Here is a 13,212-nt window from a genome sequence, read left to right on the forward strand (position 1 = left end):
TAGATCGCCTTCGCGGGCGAGCCTCTTTCCTGCAGGGTTTCTGGCGCATCCCGAATGATGGATATGCCGCAAACCCCGCAGGAGCGAGGCTTGCCCGCGAAGAGGCCCTCACAGTCACCGACTATCTAACGGCCCCACGCAAATCCCCGACCATCGCCTGCAACGTCGCCGGCTCCGCCGCCTCAACCGCCACCGCCGGCCCCGCCACCAACGTCACCCGCGACCACAACCGACGAAACAAGCCCTTGCCCGGGTCGCGGCTGAAGAAACTCCCCCACAACCCTTGCAACGCCAGTGGAATCACCGGCACCGGCGTCTCTTCGAGAATGCGCACCAGCCCGCCCTTGAACTCACTCATCTCCCCGTCAGCGGTCAACTTGCCTTCCGGGAAGATGCACACCAGTTCACCGTCCTTCAGGTATTGAGCGATACGCGTGAAGGCTTTTTCGTAGATTTGAATGTCTTCCTGGCGCCCCGCAATCGGAATCGTCCCCGCCGTGCGAAAGATAAAGTTCAGCACCGGCAGGTTGTAGATCTTGTAGTACATGACAAAGCGAATCGGCCGACGCACCGCACCGCCAATCAGCAACGCATCCACAAACGAAACATGGTTGCAGACCAGTAATGCCGCGCCTTCATCCGGGATCAAATCGAGATTTCGATGCTCCACGCGGTACATCGAATGGCTGAGCAGCCAGATCAGGAAACGCATGGTGAACTCAGGCACGATGCTGAAGATGTAGGCGTTGACGCCGATGTTCAGCAGCGACACCACCAGAAACAGCTGCGGAATCGACAGCTCGACCATGCTCAGGAGCACGATCGAGACAATCGCCGACACCACCATGAACAGTGCGTTGAGAATGTTGTTGGCGGCAATCACCCGCGCCCGCTCGTTTTCGGGGGTGCGCGACTGAATCAGCGCATACAGCGGCACAATGTAGAAACCGCCGAAAATCCCCAGGCCCAGAATGTCGATCAGCACCAGCCAGGCGTGACCAAAACCAAGGATTTCGATCCAGCCGTGGCCGGCAACGCTGTCTGGGATACCGCCGGAATGCCACCACAGCAGCAAGCCAAAGACCGTCAGGCCAAACGAGCCGAACGGCACCAGGCCAATCTCGACTTTGCGTCCGGAGAGCTTCTCGCAGAGCATCGAACCGAGGGCGATGCCCACCGAGAACACCGTCAGAATCAGCGTCACCACGGTCTCGTCGCCGTGCATCCATTCCTTGGCATAGGCCGGGATCTGCGTCAGATAAATCGCCCCGACAAACCAGAACCACGAGTTGCCGACGATGGAACGCGATACCGCAGGCGTCTGCCCCAGGCCCAGTTTCAAGGTGGCCCAGGATTGGCTGAAGATGTTCCAGTTCAGGCGCATTTGCGGCGACGAGGCCGCTGCCCGGGGAATGCTGCGACTGGCCAGGTAGCCGAGCACCGCGACAGCGATGATCGCGGTGGACACGATGGGCGCGTAATGACTGGACGACATCATGATCCCGGCGCCGATAGTCCCGGCGAGGATCGCCAGGAACGTGCCCATTTCCACCAGCCCGTTGCCGCCCACCAACTCTTCTTCACGCAGGGCCTGGGGCAGGATCGAATATTTCACCGGCCCGAACAGCGCCGAGTGCGTGCCCATGGCAAACAGCGCCACCAGCATCAGCGACAGGTGATCGAACAGGAAACCCACGGCGCCGACCGCCATGATGGCGATTTCCCCGAGCTTGATCAGTCGAATCAGCGCGTCCTTGGCGAACTTTTCCCCGAACTGGCCGGCCAGCGCCGAGAACAGAAAGAACGGCAGGATAAACAGCAACGCGCACAGGTTGACCCAGATCGAACGGTCACCGTCGATGGTCAGCTTGTACAGAATGGCGAGGATCAACGACTGCTTGAAGATGTTGTCGTTGAACGCCCCGAGGGACTGCGTGACAAAGAACGGCAGGAAGCGCCGGGTGCGAAGCAAGGTGAACTGTGAGGGGTGGCTCATCTTCCATGGGTCCCTGAGATTGGGTAAAGAGTGGCTTGGCGATTTGCTATTGGAATGTCGAACGTCGATCCAGGCCACACATTACCTAATCTTTGCGGCTTATTTCTTTAATCCTGCAATGCACGGCGAGACAAACAACTCACCCCGCCACGCGCCCTGCACTGTGCGTTTGGAGACAATCAGCCACATCACCGCCAGCATCGCCACCAGCACGCAGCCAAAGACATTGAAAAACGCCAGGTTCAAGGTGCTGCCCAGTTTCAACGTCGTCAGAGAATAGACGCCCAGCGGGAAGGTGAAGCCCCACCAGCCCAGGTTGAACGGGATACCGTCGCGCAGGTAACGCACGGTGATCAGCACCGCCATCAGCATCCACCAGAAGCCGAAGCCCCACAGCGTGATCCCGGCCACCAGGCCCAACCCGGCTGCAATTTCACCGATGCCCGGCAGGCCGTTGGCCGCAAAGATGGCCGGCGCATCGGCGCCCAGCAGCAACATGCCCAACGCCCCGGTGCCGATCGGCCCCAGCGCCAGCCAGCTGGAGGCGGCCATGTTTTCGTGCGGCAGTTTATGCAGCGCCATGCGCAGCAACAGAATCGTCAGAATGCTGAACGCCACCGGCAGGGAAAAGGCCCACAGCACGTAGCTGGTTGTCAGCACCACCAGTTGCGAATGGACATCGGTCAAGTGCGGTGCCAACAGGCCCCCACTGGCGGCCGCCACTTCCGCCGCGACCACAGGCAACAGCCAGACCGCTGTCATCTGGTCGATGCTGTGCTCCTGACGGGTGAACATCATGTAGGGAATCAGCACACCGCAGGCCAGCGACATGACCACATCAAGCCACCACAGCACCTCGGCGACATGAATCACTCCATCGCCCCAGCGCGGCAAGCCGAACACCAGGAAGCCATTGATGATGGTCGCCAACCCCATGGGGATGGTGCCGAAGAACATCGAGACCGTGGAGTGACCGAAGATCCGCCGAGCCTCATCGAAGAACAGCACCCAGCGTGCCGTGTACGCGGCGGTGAATAATACGAACAAGCAGATATTGAGCAGCCAGAGACCTTCGGCCACCGCGTTCAGTCCAGGAATGGCGACGGGCAATTGCGCCAGTGCCAATGCCAGCACGCCCGTGCCCATGGTCGCGGCGAACCAGTTGGGCGTGAATTGGCGAATCGCCTCAAGCGGATGCTGCAAATGGCTGAACGGTCTTGAACCGAGGGTGCTGCTGTTGGGGCATGTCATGGTGAATTCCTCTCCTCTTGTGAGGTGGAATCCATGGTAGATCCGAATCGAATATCTATATAACGGGTAATATCTCTAACAGTTATCTGTTTTGTAGATATGCGTCAGACGCTACCTTCCGTCTCGATCACCAGGATCCGCGCCGCACCTTGTGGATGGGCAACGTGTTCGGTGCCCACCGAGGCGTAGAAAATGTCGCCGATGTCGAGCAGCGTGTCCTTTTCAACGCCGTCTTCGCGATAGCGCATCTGCACTTGGCCATCGAGCACGACGAACACTTCCTGCCCATCGTTGACGTGCCATTTATACGGCTGATCGGTCCAGTGCAAACGGGTGGTGATGCCGTTCATGTTGGCGATATCCAAGGCGCCCCAGGCGCGGTCAGCAGTGAAGGATTTGCTGCGGATGATCTTCATCGGGTGGTCCGTTGAAATGGGTGGCGACGCCAAGGCTAGCGGTCATCGAGCATCGGCGCCACAGACTTTGGCAGGCTGTTGACGCATCAACGCGGGCAGAGCACTGACCGCCAGGATAATCAGCACCGCGCCATAACCATCAGTCGTGGTCACCAGCCCAAAAGCCCGCGTCAGATTCCCCGCCAGCAACGACGGCAGGCAGAACGCCAGATAACTGAGCACATAAAACGCCGACATCAACCCGGCCCGTTCATGAGGCAAGGCTAGCGGCACGACACTGCGCAACGCGCCGAGGAAACTCGCGCCAAAACCGCAACCGGCGACCAGCGTCCCGATGAAAAACAACGGCAGGCTGGCGCTGTGAACCGCCAGTAAAATCAGCGCCACACCGACGGGCAGAATGCTCGCGCCGACCCGCAAGACTTTGTCGGCCGGGCGACTGCGCAAGGTGTAGATCATCAGCGCGCCGGTGACGGTCAGCACGGCGACTGTCGCACCGCCAATCAGATTGGAAGTCGATCCGGTGGCCGTCCGCACAAGGGATGGAGCGAGGGACGCGTAAAAACCGCCGAGCGCCCAGGCGGCGGTGTTGATCGGCAACACCAGCCACAACGCACGCCTTGCCTGGATGGGCACATGCAGGGTCGGGCGCAGCGACGCCAACGCGCCACGTTGCGCACTGACGCTTTCCGGCAGACGCCAGACGTACAGCGCCTGCAACCCGAACATCGCGAGCAGCACCCAGAAAGTCAATTGCAGTGGCAGCGGCGCAAACTCGGCCAACAAACCACAACCCATGGCACCTAACGCCATACCGAGCAGCGGCGCGACGCTATTGATCAGCGGACCTTGCTGGCGATCCGTGTCGAGCAGCGCGGCGCCCAACGCAGCCGTGGCCATCCCGGTAGCAAAACCCTGAAGCACCCGGGCACTGATCAACCAGGCGACGCTGTCGGCATTGATAAAAAGCAGCATGGCCAGCATGTTCAGCGCCACAGCGGTGAAAATCACCGGTTTGCGTCCCAGGTAATCCGAGAGCGAACCGACGGTGAGCAGCGCAGCGAGCAAGCTGATGGCGTAGACGCCGAAGATCAGGGTCAGGGTCGCCGCCGAAAATTGCAGGTGTTCCTGATACAAGTGGTACAGGGGCGTTGGTGCAGTGGAAGCGGCGAGAAAACTCAGTAAAGTGATCGCCAGGAACCACAGGCTGGAACGGTTTGATATCGAGCTGGACATGCGCACACTCCGCAAAAGCTAATTTGTTGCTTTTGCGGAGTGTGCTACTGGCCCGCGCTTAAAGCAAATTCTTTGTGTTAAGGTCCGCCGTATGGCTATTAAAGAAGGTTTACGCCCGGGCGGTCGAAGCGCCCGGGTGCAAGAGTCGATTCATTCGGCTGTCCGCGCTCTGCTTGAAGAGCAGGACCGCTCGACCGTGACCGTCCCGCAAATTGCTGCGCGCGCGGGAGTGACGCCGTCGACCATTTATCGGCGCTGGGGCGATTTGTCGGTGTTGCTGGCAGACGTCGCGCTGGCGCGCACGCAACCCGACAGCGAACCCGCCAATACCGGCAGTCTGCGCGGTGACGTGCGAGCCTGGGCCGAGCAATACCTGGACGAGATGAGTTCCGAGCCTGGCCGCAACATGCTTCGCGACGTGCAATGCAGCCTCACACCGGTCTATTGCACGACGATCATTGGCGGGCAGTTGCAGACGATTCTGGATCGTTACCCGAATCAGCCGAAGCCGAGTGTTGATCGATTGATCAACCTGGTGGCGGCACCGACGGTGTTTCGTATCCTGTTTTCAGCGGCGGCGCTGGAGGTTGAGGAGTTGCATCAGTTGATCGAGATTGCTTTGAATCAGTGAGGCCGCTTTCGCGGGCAAATCGGTTCGCCGCATCTCACGCTCCTACAGGCTTTTTTGTCGTTCGCAGATTATGTAAACGACACATAACCTGTAGGAGCGAGGCTGCCCGCGAAGAGGCCAGCACAAACACTAAAAATCCAACTGACAAACACCCTGCGACACCCCACCACGCCACGACCTTGGTCGACACTGACTATCCCCGGCCATCGTGCGAGACTGTCTGACCGGGCGGGAGTCCCGGGTGTCTTTTGTCGGGAGTTCCCATGTCGCTGTCCAGCGGGCTGATCGCCGCCGTCGCCCTGGCCTATATGGCCATCATGTTCGCCATCGCCTTTTACGGCGACCGTCGCAGCACACCGTTGCCGCCGCGAGTGCGCGCCTGGGTATACAGCCTGTCGCTGGCGGTCTATTGCACCAGCTGGACCTTCTTTGGCGCCGTCGGCCAGGCCGCCGAGCAACTCTGGTCATTCCTGCCAATCTACCTCGGGCCGATCCTGCTGCTGGTCTGCGCGCCGTGGGTCCTGCAAAAAATGGTGATGATCAGCAAGCAGGAGAACATCACCTCCATCGCCGACTTCATTGCCGCCCGCTATGGCAAATCCCAATCGCTGGCGGTGGTGGTGGCGCTGATCTGCCTGGTGGGCGTGTTGCCCTACATTGCACTGCAACTCAAGGGCATCGTCCTCGGGGTGAACCTGCTGATCGGCGCCGGTGCCGACGCCATGGGCACCCGCGCCCAGGACACGGCGCTGATCGTGTCGCTGGTGCTGGCGCTGTTCACCATTGTCTTCGGTACCCGCAACCTCGACGCCACGGAACACCACCGTGGCATGGTGCTGGCGATTGCCTTTGAATCGCTGGTCAAGCTGTTCGCGTTTCTCGCGGTCGGCGCGTTCGTGACTTATGGCCTGTACGACGGATTCGACGACCTGTTCAACCAGGCCATGCTCGCCCCGCGCCTGGAGGCGTACTGGAAGGAAACCATCAACTGGCCGTCGATGGTGGTGCAGACCGGCGTGGCCATGATGGCGATCATCTGCCTGCCCCGGCAGTTCCACGTGACGGTGGTGGAAAACATCGACCCTCAGGATTTGCGCCTGGCGAAATGGGTGTTCCCTGCCTACCTGGCGCTGGCAGCGCTGTTTGTCGTGCCTATCGCCCTCGCCGGCCAGATGCTGCTGCCCAGCTCGGTCCTCCCGGACTCTTTCGTCATCAGCCTGCCACTGGCCCAAGCCCATCCGGCTCTGGCGATGCTGGCCTTTATCGGTGGCGCCTCGGCGGCGACCGGCATGGTGATTGTCGCCAGCGTGGCGCTGTCGACCATGGTTTCCAACGACATGTTGCTGCCGTGGCTGCTGCGCCGAAACAACGCCGAGCGACCGTTCGAAGTGTTCCGCCAGTGGATGCTGTCGGTGCGCCGGGTCAGCATCGTGGTGATTCTTTTGCTGGCTTACGTCAGTTATCGCCTGCTCGGCTCCACAGCGAGCCTGGCGACCATCGGCCAGATCGCCTTCGCTGCCGTGACCCAACTGGCCCCGGCCATGCTCGGCGCGCTGTACTGGAAACAGGCTAACCGCCGGGGCGTGTTCGCCGGTCTCGCCGCCGGGACATTCCTCTGGTTCTACACCCTGATTCTGCCGATCGCGGCCCATAGCCTCGGTTTGTCCTTGAACAGTTTCCCGGGGCTGGCCTGGTTGCACAGCAACCCGCTGAACCTGCCGCTCACCCCGCTGACCCAAGGCGTCGTACTGTCGCTGGCGGCCAACTTCACGCTGTTCGCCTGGGTGTCGGTGCTGTCACGCACGAGGGTGTCGGAGCACTGGCAGGCCGGTCGTTTCATCGGTCAGGAAATCAGCGCGCGCCCCAGCGCCCGCTCGATGCTCGCAGTGCAGATCGACGACTTGCTGCAACTGGCCGCACGCTTCGTCGGTGAAGAACGGGCGCGGCAGAGCTTCATCCGTTTTGCCTACCGCCAAGGCAAAGGCTTCAACCCGAACCAGAACGCCGACGGTGAATGGATCGCCCACACCGAACGCTTGCTGGCGGGTGTACTCGGCGCTTCTTCGACGCGTGCGGTAGTCAAGGCCGCCATCGAAGGTCGTGAAATGCAACTGGAGGATGTCGTGCGGATCGCCGACGAAGCCTCGGAAGTGTTGCAGTTCAACCGCGCCCTGTTGCAAGGCGCCATCGAAAACATCACCCAAGGCATCAGCGTGGTCGACCAGTCGCTGAAACTGGTGGCCTGGAACCGGCGTTATCTGGAACTGTTCAATTACCCCGACGGGCTGATCAGGCTTGGCCGCCCGATTGCCGACATCATTCGCTACAACGCCGAGCGCGGACTGTGCGGCCCCGGTGAAGCCGAAGTGCACGTCGCCCGCCGCCTGCACTGGATGCGTCAGGGCCGCGCCCACACCTCTGAAAGACTGTTTCCCAACGGACGTGTGATCGAGCTGATCGGCAACCCGATGCCCGGCGGCGGTTTCGTCATGAGTTTCACGGACATCACCGCGTTCCGTGAGGCCGAGCAGGCGCTGACCGAAGCCAACGAAGGCCTGGAGCAGCGGGTCACCGCGCGGACCCACGAACTGTCCCAACTGAACGTGGCCTTGACCGAAGCCAAGGGCACCGCCGAATCGGCCAACCAGTCGAAAACCCGCTTTCTGGCGGCGGTCAGCCATGACTTGATGCAACCGCTGAATGCCGCACGCCTGTTCTCCGCCGCCCTTTCCCATCAAGAGGACGGTCTGTCCAGCGAGGCGCAGAAACTGGTGCATCACCTCGACAGCTCGTTGCGCTCGGCCGAGGACCTGATCAGCGATCTTCTGGACATTTCCCGCTTGGAGAACGGCAAGATCAACCCGGACCCCAAACCCTTCGTGCTCAACGAGTTGTTCGATGCGCTCGGTGCCGAGTTCAAGGCACTGGCTCAGGAACAAGGGCTGAAATTCCGTGTTCGGGGCAGCACATTACGGATCGACAGCGACATCAAACTGCTGCGTCGGATCCTGCAGAATTTCCTGACCAACGCGTTCCGCTACGCCAAGGGGCCCGTGCTGCTCGGCGTCCGGCGGCGCAAGGGCGAGTTGTGCCTGGAGGTGTGGGACCGTGGACCGGGAATCCCTGAAGACAAGCAGCTAGTGATTTTCGAAGAATTCAAACGCCTCGACAGCCACCAGACGCGCGCCGAGAAAGGCCTGGGACTGGGGCTGGCGATTGCCGACGGGCTGTGTCGCGTTTTGGGTCACACTTTGCGCGTAAGGTCCTGGCCGGGGCGCGGCAGCGTGTTCAGCGTCAGCGTACCGCTGGCGCGGGCTCAAGTCGTCGCGCCAACCCAGGTCAGCGAGCTCAATGGCCATGTGCTGAGCGGCGCGCAGGTGCTGTGTATCGATAACGAAGACAGCATCCTGATCGGCATGAACAGCCTGCTGACACGCTGGGGTTGCCAGGTCTGGACCGCACGCAACCGCGACGAATGTGCAGCGCTGCTGAAGGACGGTGTACGCCCGCAATTGGCGCTGGTGGATTACCACCTGGACCATGGCGAGACCGGGACCGAGTTGATGGCGTGGTTGCGCACCCAACTGGGTGAGCCGGTGCCGGGAGTGGTGATCAGTGCCGATGGCCGGCCGGAGACGGTGGCCCAGGTGCATGCGGCGGGCCTGGAGTACTTGGCCAAACCGGTGAAACCGGCGGCGTTGCGGGCGTTGTTGAGCCGGCATTTGCCGTTGTAAGGGCGGGTTTTAATCCCGTAGTGATTGAACCGACGCCTTCGCGAGCAGGCTCGCTCCCACGGTGGATCGGTGTTGTTGCCTACATCGAGTGAACATACAAAACCCTGTGGGGGCGAGCCTGCTTGCGATGCTTTCAGCTATTCAGGCAACTCGGCCAAGCCATCGACGTCGGTCATCGCTCGCTCCAGCAGATCAGCCGGCAAGCTCTTGCTGGCGCGCGCTCCCAGCAGCTTCAACTGCTCACTGCGACTGACCAGGTTGCCGCGCCCTTCTGTCAGCTTGTTGCGCGCAGAGCTGTAGGCCTTGTCCAGTTGCTGCAAGCGATTGCCGACTTCATCCAGGTCCTGGATGAACAACACGAACTTGTCGTACAGCCACCCGGCGCGCTCGGCAATTTCCCGGGCGTTCTGGCTCTGGCGCTCTTGCTTCCACAGGCTGTCGATGACCCGCAGGGTCGCCAGCAACGTGGTCGGACTGACGATGACGATGTTGCGGTCGAAGGCTTCCTGGAACAGCGTCGGCTCAGCCTGCAACGCAGCGGAGAACGCCGCTTCGATCGGCACGAAAAGCAAGACGAAATCCAGGCTGTGCAAGCCGTCGAGTCGCTTGTAATCCTTACCTGACAGGCCTTTGACGTGATTGCGCAGCGACAGCACGTGCTGCTTGATGGCGATCTGGCCGATGGCATCGTCGTCGGCCGACACGTATTGCTGATAGGCCGTGAGGCTGACCTTGGAATCGACCACCACCTGCTTGTCGCCCGGAAGATAAATGATCACGTCCGGCTGGAAACGCTCACCGTCCGGCCCCTTGAGAGTGACCTGAGTCTGGTACTCACGACCCTTTTCCAGCCCGGCGTGTTCAAGCACGCGCTCAAGAATCAACTCGCCCCAGTTGCCTTGGGTTTTCTGCCCTTTCAACGCACGAGTGAGGTTGGTGGCTTCGTCGCTCAGGCGCAGGTTCAGTTGCTGCAGGCGTTCCAGCTCTTTGGCCAGGGAAAACCGTTCACGGGCCTCGGCCTGATAGCTTTCCTCAACGCGCTTTTCGAAAGACTGAATGCGTTCTTTCAAAGGATCGAGCAACTGGCCCAGGCGCTGCTGGCTGGTTTCGGCGAAACGCTGCTCGCGCTCGTCGAAGATCTTGCCCGCCAGTTCGGCGAATTGCGCTCGCAGCTCGTCACGCGAGCCTTGCAGGTCGTTGAGGCGTTGTTGATGGCTGTCCTGCTGCTCACGCAGCTCGGCCTGGAGCGAGGCCGCTTGAGAGTCCAGACGCCGCAGTTCGGCTTCTTTGCCGGCGCGCTCGATGTTCCAGGCGTGAGCCGCATCGCGGGCATCGTCGCGCTCTATCTGTAGCAGTTCGATTTCGCGGCGCATGGCGGCCAGCTCTGCCTGCTTGGCGGCGTTGGCCTGGCCAAGATCACCGATTTCATCGCGGCAGGCTTCGAGCTGAGCGTTCAAGCCGTCCTGCGCCAGTAGCGACATGGCCAGACGCTCTTCCAGCAAAGCCACCTCGGCTTGCCCCACGCTCGCCCGACGCTGGATTTGCCAGGCCAGTACCAGCAAGGGCAGTGCGGCACCCGCCAGACCCAGCAAAATGCTGGTCAAGTCCATAGCCATAGCGACTCCTGCCGATGAGATAAAGCTTGAAGGGTAACCAAGGCGTCAGGACTTGGACAGCTCAGTCTTCGACCAGGCCCAGTTCCTGTTGAGCACGCCGGTCCCCTGCCCGCGCCGCCTGGCGCAACAGATCCTGGCCAATGCGGCGATCGCGGGCATTGCCGCATTCGCGGCACATCAGCTGGCCGAGACGACTTTGCGCGGCCACCACGCCTTCACGGGCAGGCTGTTTGAGCAAGCGTCCGGCGAAATGTTTGACGTTGGTATTTTCACCCAGGCGCGGGCTATCGAGCAGCCACTCCGCCACGCGCATCGAAAAGCGTTTGGGAGGGGTAACACTGGGAGGTGTTGAGGTAGCAGAAACTGATACGGAGCGAAACTTCATAAAGCACTGTGGGGCAGATCGGAAGGCGCGCCACTCTACTCTTTTTTTCTTACAGGTAAAGCCTAAAAAAACCCGGCACGCCCGTCCTAGAGCAAGCGCTCGGGACAATCCACAGAAGCTGTGGATAACTCAGTGGACAACCGCCCTTGAACTCGCGCAAAGCCCTGTGGAATGGGGCTCGCAGTCAAACTGACGATTTTTTCACCAGTAAAAAAAAGCGATGTTTTTCATTGACTTAAATTTTCAATACAGGCACCCACTGGGGTCGTGGCGTGGATGACAGTCCGGTTACAGTCTGCGCAACTTATGTGCACAAGTACCTTCGCGGCAGTTATATCGATGCGTTTTTTCGGAGCGTTTTGTAGGCATTTTCTGGGGATAACCTTGGCAAACCCTTGTCCCAGGCGTTTGCCCGAGCGACGACCAATGGTCGGAAATGGGCCCATTACCCAGCGTGTCAGCAGGGCGTGGCAATTATTTTGCTTTAACGCTTCCCTTCGCCCATTCAATTCGTTACTATCCGCGGCGTTAGTACCAAGCTGAAAGTCAATTCTGGTCGAACAAATCCTCCCGGTCAGCCTTCCCAACGGAAGCCTCTACCGAACAAGCGGGATCGACCACCTCGATGGTTTCCAGGTAAACCTTGCGCCAACACTGCCTTTGAATCGAATGCAAAGGGTGTTGCGAAGCTCACTTACTCTGACCGAACCAGCCTGCAAATTGATCAGGATCTTCACCCCGGGCCCAGAACCTTTGCCCTTGATGTGTTGCCTGCCCTCCTAAGTACCTACCTGCCAGCCCAAGCGCGCCAATTATCAGCGCTTCAAACTGGCTGCTTTGTTCCAGTCGGGTTCTTCGTTCGACCAATGGTGGTCGTCGTCACTGGAACGTTTTAATTTTGCACGGCTCTTATCCGTGTCGCTTGTAGGAACACCCAATCATGACTACTCAAATCCACACTCAGGATGCAATCCGCACCCTAACCAACGCTTTTGCTCCAATGAACTGCCTGATCATGGCCGCTCGCAAAGGCTGCTTCAGCTTCACCCTGGTCAACGAACACGGCATCGCTCGTCACAGCGAACGCCTGTACCCCGATCAATACTCCAGCGCAGAACCGCTGCAGGCCGTGATCGAGCGTACCCGTCAGGCACTGGTTGCCTGATACGCCAGAAAGACTGAAAACCTCAAAAGCCCTGCTCAAAAAGCGGGGCTTTTTATTGCCCGATATTTCTCATTGCGCAGCCTTCGACTAAGTTCCAAACGATATAACGGTTATAACTCGAAGCCGGAAATATTTTAAAAACAGGCCTTTACAGCGCGAATATGACACTACACTTCAACTCAAGCGGCTTGATCCGCTTCCGGCGAGCCTGAGTCGATCCACCTGCTGCCAACGCTCCCTTCAGGTATCGCCGCCCATTTGATGTTTCGAGGGCTTTATGGGTATCGCTGCCAGCGAACTGTGCCGTTATGTGATCCGTCCGACATTGATTTACCTCGGGCGCCATAGCGCAACTGCCGAATCCCTTCTGCTGGGCATTGCCGCCAGCCAGTCAGCCCTTGGTTCCGCCCTGCATGACCGCCGTGGACACGGCCTGTACCGAATTGCCGAACCCCGCCACCAGGCCCTCTGGGATCACTACCTGGCATTGGACCCTGAGCGCGCGAGCCTCGTGCGCGGCCTCGCCAGTCAGCATGCCTTTCTCAGCGGGCCTCACCTGGAGTTGATCGTCAACCTGCGTTACGCCACTGCCATCGCCTGGCTGCTGGTAGAAGAACAGAACACTCCCCTCCCCGCCGCAGATGACTTGCTGGGAATGGCCCGAATCTGGCGCCAGACTTTTCAGCCTCAAGGACGCCTGCGCGATTTCACCTACGCCTGGCAAACCTGTGTTTCACCCCTGAATCAGGTTGCCTGCTGATCCACCGATTTCCAAAGATCCC

10 protein-coding genes are annotated in these 13,212 nt (G+C 60.1%); 4 read left to right on the plus strand and 6 right to left on the minus strand.

All coding sequences use genetic code 11. From position 1 onward, the window contains the following. Nucleotides 1-121 precede the first annotated feature (121 nt). From HP062_RS11390 to HP062_RS11405, 4 genes are all read right to left on the minus strand, one after another. Complete coding sequence (locus tag HP062_RS11390; RefSeq protein WP_010456758.1) at nucleotides 122-1,996, minus strand: MFS transporter; 1,875 nt, start codon at nucleotides 1,994-1,996, stop codon at nucleotides 122-124. Nucleotides 1,997-2,095: 99 nt separating this feature from the next. After that, entirely contained in the window at nucleotides 2,096-3,247 is a 1,152-nt protein-coding gene (locus HP062_RS11395; RefSeq protein WP_172791422.1) for a TDT family transporter, read from the minus strand. Nucleotides 3,248-3,351: 104 nt separating this feature from the next. Further along, nucleotides 3,352-3,663 (minus strand): cupin, encoded by a 312-nt coding sequence (locus HP062_RS11400; protein ID WP_010456760.1) that lies wholly within the window; start codon nucleotides 3,661-3,663, stop codon nucleotides 3,352-3,354. A gap of 42 nt (nucleotides 3,664-3,705) precedes the next feature. Then, a complete protein-coding gene (locus HP062_RS11405) occupies nucleotides 3,706-4,899 on the minus strand; it encodes an MFS transporter (protein WP_010456761.1) in 1,194 nt (397 codons plus the stop codon). A 91-nt stretch (nucleotides 4,900-4,990) separates the two neighbouring features. Here HP062_RS11405 and HP062_RS11410 point away from each other — a divergent pair, with 91 nt between their 5' ends. Together HP062_RS11410 and HP062_RS11415 are read left to right on the plus strand one after the other, a co-directional pair. Then, nucleotides 4,991-5,530, plus strand: a complete 540-nt coding sequence (locus HP062_RS11410; protein ID WP_172791423.1) for a TetR/AcrR family transcriptional regulator — start codon at nucleotides 4,991-4,993, stop codon at nucleotides 5,528-5,530. 263 nt (nucleotides 5,531-5,793) lie between these two features. Continuing rightward, nucleotides 5,794-9,264, plus strand: coding sequence for a hybrid sensor histidine kinase/response regulator (locus HP062_RS11415; RefSeq protein ID WP_077749800.1), 3,471 nt, complete (start codon nucleotides 5,794-5,796; stop codon nucleotides 9,262-9,264). Nucleotides 9,265-9,401: 137 nt separating this feature from the next. Here HP062_RS11415 and rmuC read toward each other — a convergent pair whose 3' ends face one another. Both rmuC and HP062_RS11425 read right to left on the minus strand, forming a co-directional pair. Further along, nucleotides 9,402-10,766 carry a DNA recombination protein RmuC gene (rmuC, locus tag HP062_RS11420; RefSeq protein ID WP_169857066.1) on the minus strand — a complete coding sequence of 455 codons (1,365 nt, stop codon included), beginning with the start codon at nucleotides 10,764-10,766 and terminating at the stop codon, nucleotides 9,402-9,404. Between the two features lie 175 nt (nucleotides 10,767-10,941). Continuing rightward, the gene (locus HP062_RS11425) at nucleotides 10,942-11,265 is read right to left on the minus strand and encodes a sel1 repeat family protein (RefSeq protein WP_077749798.1); all 324 of its coding nucleotides are present in this window, start codon (nucleotides 11,263-11,265) and stop codon (nucleotides 10,942-10,944) included. A 940-nt stretch (nucleotides 11,266-12,205) separates the two neighbouring features. On the opposite strand from HP062_RS11425, the gene HP062_RS11430 reads away from it, so the two are divergent. Next, nucleotides 12,206-12,430, plus strand: a complete 225-nt coding sequence (locus HP062_RS11430) for a hypothetical protein (RefSeq protein WP_008031832.1) — start codon at nucleotides 12,206-12,208, stop codon at nucleotides 12,428-12,430. 277 nt (nucleotides 12,431-12,707) lie between these two features. After that, nucleotides 12,708-13,190 (plus strand): hypothetical protein, encoded by a 483-nt coding sequence (locus HP062_RS11435; protein ID WP_010456766.1) that lies wholly within the window; start codon nucleotides 12,708-12,710, stop codon nucleotides 13,188-13,190. Nucleotides 13,191-13,212 lie beyond the last annotated feature (22 nt).

Origin of the sequence: Pseudomonas sp. B14-6 (assembly GCF_013260315.1) — a bacterium.
Taxonomy (GTDB): Bacteria; Pseudomonadota; Gammaproteobacteria; order Pseudomonadales; family Pseudomonadaceae; genus Aquipseudomonas; species Aquipseudomonas mandelii.

Bases quoted from the DNA above. Each gene is read 5' to 3' on its own strand.
- HP062_RS11415 (WP_077749800.1), top strand. From the start codon at position 5,794: ATGTCGCTGTCCAGCGGGCTGATCGCCGCCGTCGCCCTGGCCTATATG.
- HP062_RS11430 (WP_008031832.1), top strand. From the start codon at position 12,206: ATGACTACTCAAATCCACACTCAGGATGCAATCCGCACCCTAACCAAC.
- HP062_RS11410 (WP_172791423.1), top strand. From the start codon at position 4,991: ATGGCTATTAAAGAAGGTTTACGCCCGGGCGGTCGAAGCGCCCGGGTG.
- HP062_RS11400 (WP_010456760.1), bottom strand. From the start codon at position 3,663: ATGAAGATCATCCGCAGCAAATCCTTCACTGCTGACCGCGCCTGGGGC.
- HP062_RS11390 (WP_010456758.1), bottom strand. From the start codon at position 1,996: ATGAGCCACCCCTCACAGTTCACCTTGCTTCGCACCCGGCGCTTCCTG.
- HP062_RS11425 (WP_077749798.1), bottom strand. From the start codon at position 11,265: ATGAAGTTTCGCTCCGTATCAGTTTCTGCTACCTCAACACCTCCCAGT.
- HP062_RS11435 (WP_010456766.1), top strand. From the start codon at position 12,708: ATGGGTATCGCTGCCAGCGAACTGTGCCGTTATGTGATCCGTCCGACA.
- HP062_RS11395 (WP_172791422.1), bottom strand. From the start codon at position 3,247: ATGACATGCCCCAACAGCAGCACCCTCGGTTCAAGACCGTTCAGCCAT.
- HP062_RS11405 (WP_010456761.1), bottom strand. From the start codon at position 4,899: ATGTCCAGCTCGATATCAAACCGTTCCAGCCTGTGGTTCCTGGCGATC.